The organism is Rhodococcus sp. (in: high G+C Gram-positive bacteria) (genome assembly GCF_049591685.1).
Classification (GTDB): Bacteria; Actinomycetota; Actinomycetes; order Mycobacteriales; family Mycobacteriaceae; genus Rhodococcoides.
On sequence record NZ_JBAWFH010000254.1, the window covers coordinates 1 to 3,602 of the forward strand.

1 protein-coding gene and 1 pseudogene are annotated in these 3,602 nt (G+C 65.9%); both read left to right on the plus strand.

What is annotated here, in order from left to right; genetic code table 11:
• Window positions 1-209 (plus strand): annotated as a pseudogene (locus WBQ44_RS10765) (glycosyl transferase); the annotation flags it as partial.
• Between the two features lie 57 nt (window positions 210-266).
• Window positions 267-3,452, plus strand: a complete 3,186-nt coding sequence (locus WBQ44_RS10770; RefSeq protein ID WP_495566681.1) for an arabinosyltransferase domain-containing protein — start codon at window positions 267-269, stop codon at window positions 3,450-3,452.
• Window positions 3,453-3,602 lie beyond the last annotated feature (150 nt).

The following is a 3,602-nucleotide window of genomic DNA, read 5'->3' on the forward strand; positions in this document are numbered from 1 at the left end:
TCCAGCGCTCCGGCTCCGCCCCCGACGTCACCCCCGAGCAGCAAGCCGACGCCCGCGCCGACCTGGAGTACTGGGCCGCAGACGTCGTCGTCCTCAAACCCGGCCGCAACACCGTGGCACTGCGCAACACGGTCAACGCGCTGCTCGGATTCGACGCCGAGTTCCATGACGGCGTCTGGGTCTGGGACGTTCGCACAAGCGTTTTTTAGCATTCGCAACAGAGGTCATTCCGCAGGCTCCACGCCCGGCACCCCTACCATGATCGAGTGCGTTCCCAACCTGAGTCGAAGACTGCCCACCTAGCTACCGCCAAGATCGTGGCCGTCATCGCCGGGTTGATCGGAGTGATCCTCGCCGTCGCGACGCCGCTGCTGCCCGTACAGCAGTCGGTGGCGACCATCGAATGGCCGCAGGAAACCCCCGGCAGCATCGAAACCCCTGGCAGCGTCGAAGCGCCACTCGTGTCTTACACACCGCTGCGGCTCGACGCCACCATCCCGTGCTCCGGTGAGCCGGGCACCCTGGTGTCCACGCTCCCGGCGTCGGCACCCGATACCGAGAGCCGCGGACTGATCGCCCGCATCACCGACGACCGGACCGTCGAGGTCGTCCTGCGCGATCAGGTCGTCGCCGAGGGACCGGCAACCGGTGCGTGCGAGGTCGTCGTCGATTCCGACTCCGCGCGGACGATCGTCACTCTGGCCGGCGAGTCGTCAACGACGCTCGGCGACGTCCGACCCCAGATGGTCGGCCTCTTCACCGACCTCGAGCAGAACACTCCCGGCCTGAGCGTCACCGCCGAGATCGATTCTCGTTTCTCGTCGAGCCCCACGCTGTTCAAACTTCTCGCCATCGTGGTCGGCGCGCTCGCGGTGATCGCGTCGCTGTTCGCGTTGCATCGACTCGACGGGGTCGACGGTCGTCGCGCGCGCCGGTTCCTGCCTGCTCGCTGGTGGAAGATCACCGGCGTCGACGCGATCGTCATTGGAACTCTGCTGCTGTGGCACATCATCGGCGCGAACACCTCCGACGACGGCTACCTACTCAACATGGCACGGGTGTCGGAGAACTCGGGCTACATGGCCAACTACTACCGGTGGTTCGGCGTCCCCGAGGCCCCGTTCGGAATGCCGTACTACGACATGCTTGCCGCGCTCGCCAAGGTGTCGACGGCCAGCGCTTGGATGCGTTTGCCCGCTCTACTCGCCGGGATTCTTTGCTGGATGGTCATCAGTCGCGAGGTCATCCCCCGGCTCGGCCGCGCAGTGGTGCGCAGCAATGTTGCCAAGTGGACGGCCGGATTGGTGTTCCTCGCGTTCTGGCTGCCCTACGACAACGGCCTGCGGCCGGAACCGGTGATCGCTCTCGGCGCACTTCTGACCTGGTGTTCCATCGAACGTGCCATCGCGACCGGACGGCTGCTGCCGGCCGCATTCGCGTTGATCATCGCGGCATTCTCGCTGGCGGCAGGCCCGACCGGACTTATCTGCATCGCTGCCTTGCTCGCGGGCGCTCGTCCGCTGGTCCAGATCGTAGTACGACGAGCCAAGCTCGTCGGATTCGCGGGACTGGTGGCACCGCTGCTCGCCTCCGGCACGGCTGTATTGATGGCGATCTTCGCTGATCAAACGTTGGCCTCCGTCCTCGAAGCGACCCGGGTGCGCTCTGCCGTCGGGCCCAACGTCGCCTGGTTCGACGAGCGGATCCGCTGGGATTCGCTGATGATGATCACGCCCGACGGTTCCCTCTCCCGCCGCTTCGGTGTGTTCGTGATGCTGCTGTGCGTCGCGGTGTCGATCGTCGTCATGCTCCGTAAGAACGGTCGCATCCCCGGGACCGCCATCGGACCCTCGCGCCGAATCCTCGGAATCATCCTCGGCGCAGTGGCTTTGATGATGTTCACCCCGACCAAGTGGACTCACCACTTCGGCGTCTACGCGGGTCTCGCCGGTTCGGTCGCCGCTCTCGCAGCCGTCGGCGTCACGGCCGCGACTATGAATTCTCCGCGCAATCGGACCCTGTTCACCGCCGCGGTGCTGTTTCTGACGGCATTGGCGTTCACCGGCAGCAACGGCTGGTGGTACGTCTCGAGCTATGGCGTCCCGTGGTTCGACAAGCCGCCGTCCATTGCGGGCAAGGGATTCTCGACACTGTTCCTCGGACTCACCGTCCTGGCTCTGATCTATGCTGCGTACCAACACATTCGAGTGCCGTACGCGAAGCCGCCGACCGTCAAGCGTCGCCGATTTTCTCCCTCCGCGCTGACGCTCGTCGCGGGCGCCGTCGTCCTGTTCGAGGTTCTGTCCCTGCTGAAGGGAGCAGTGTCGCAGTACCCGGCGTACTCGATTGCGCGATCCAACATCAACTCGTTGACCGGCAACGCATGCGGTCTCGCCAACGACGTTCTCGTCGAGACGAACCCCAATGCCTCGATGCTGCAACCACTTTCCAACACCGACGACCCACTGGGCGCCGGAGGCAACGTCGGATTCACCCCCAACGGGGTTGCCTCGGATCTCACCGCCGACGCCGAACAGTCCTCGCAGGGCGGAGCCAACTCGATCGAACCCAGCGACGGCAGCACGACGGTGTCCACCAACAGCGCCGGCACCGACGGCGGCACCGAGGCGAACGCGGGCGTCAACGGCAGCACCGTGGCGCTCCCGTTCGGGCTGGACCCGTCGACCACTCCCGTCCTCGGTAGCTTCGGCGCCGACGAGCCGGCATCACTCACGACGGAGTGGTACGGCCTTCCGGCAGGCGTCGACGAGACGCGTGGTGACCTGATCTCCATTGCCGCAGCCGGACGCATCCGCTCGGTCGACGCGGACGGAATCGTCACCCCTGGCCAAGCCGTCGAGGTCGAATACGGCGTTCGTGAAGGCGAGAACGTGCGGGCACTCGGCCGGGTGACGCCACTCGACATCGGACCCAGCCCGTCGTGGCGAAACCTGCGGGTGCCCACCGCGGATCTGCCGACCGAGGTCGACGCCGTGCGCATCGTCGTCGACGATTCCGATCTTGCAACCAACCAGTGGGCAGCGATCACGCCGCCTCGCGTTCCGCAGACGGACAGCCTGAACAATGTTGTAGGTTCCGACGCACCGGTGCTGCTCGACTGGGCCGTCGGCCTGGCGTTCCCGTGCCAGCGACCGTTCGACCACCGCTACGGCGTGGCCGAGGTGCCCGAATACCGCATCCTGCCCGACCGCCCCGGCGCAGAATCCACCAACGCCTGGCAGGACTGGATCGGCGGCGGACCGCTCGGTTGGACCGAGCAGCTGCTCGGAGCGCAGACATTGCCGTCGTATCTGAAGAACGACTACGGGCGCGACTGGGGCTCGATCGAGAGATACTCACCACTCGACCAGAACGCAACGCCCGCCGAAGTGACCGTCACCGAGGAAACGCGATCCGGCCTGTTCAGCCCCGGGCCCATCAAAAACGGCTGATCGAACGCTTGTCACGCCCGGTCCGGGGTTTACGTCCGGACCGGGCGTGTGTGCTCTTCTGATCACGCTCGCATAACATCGACAATCGTGCCCGACGCCGTGACAGATACCTCCGCCGTGCCCTCCGCCCAACCGCCGAAGGGTTCCACG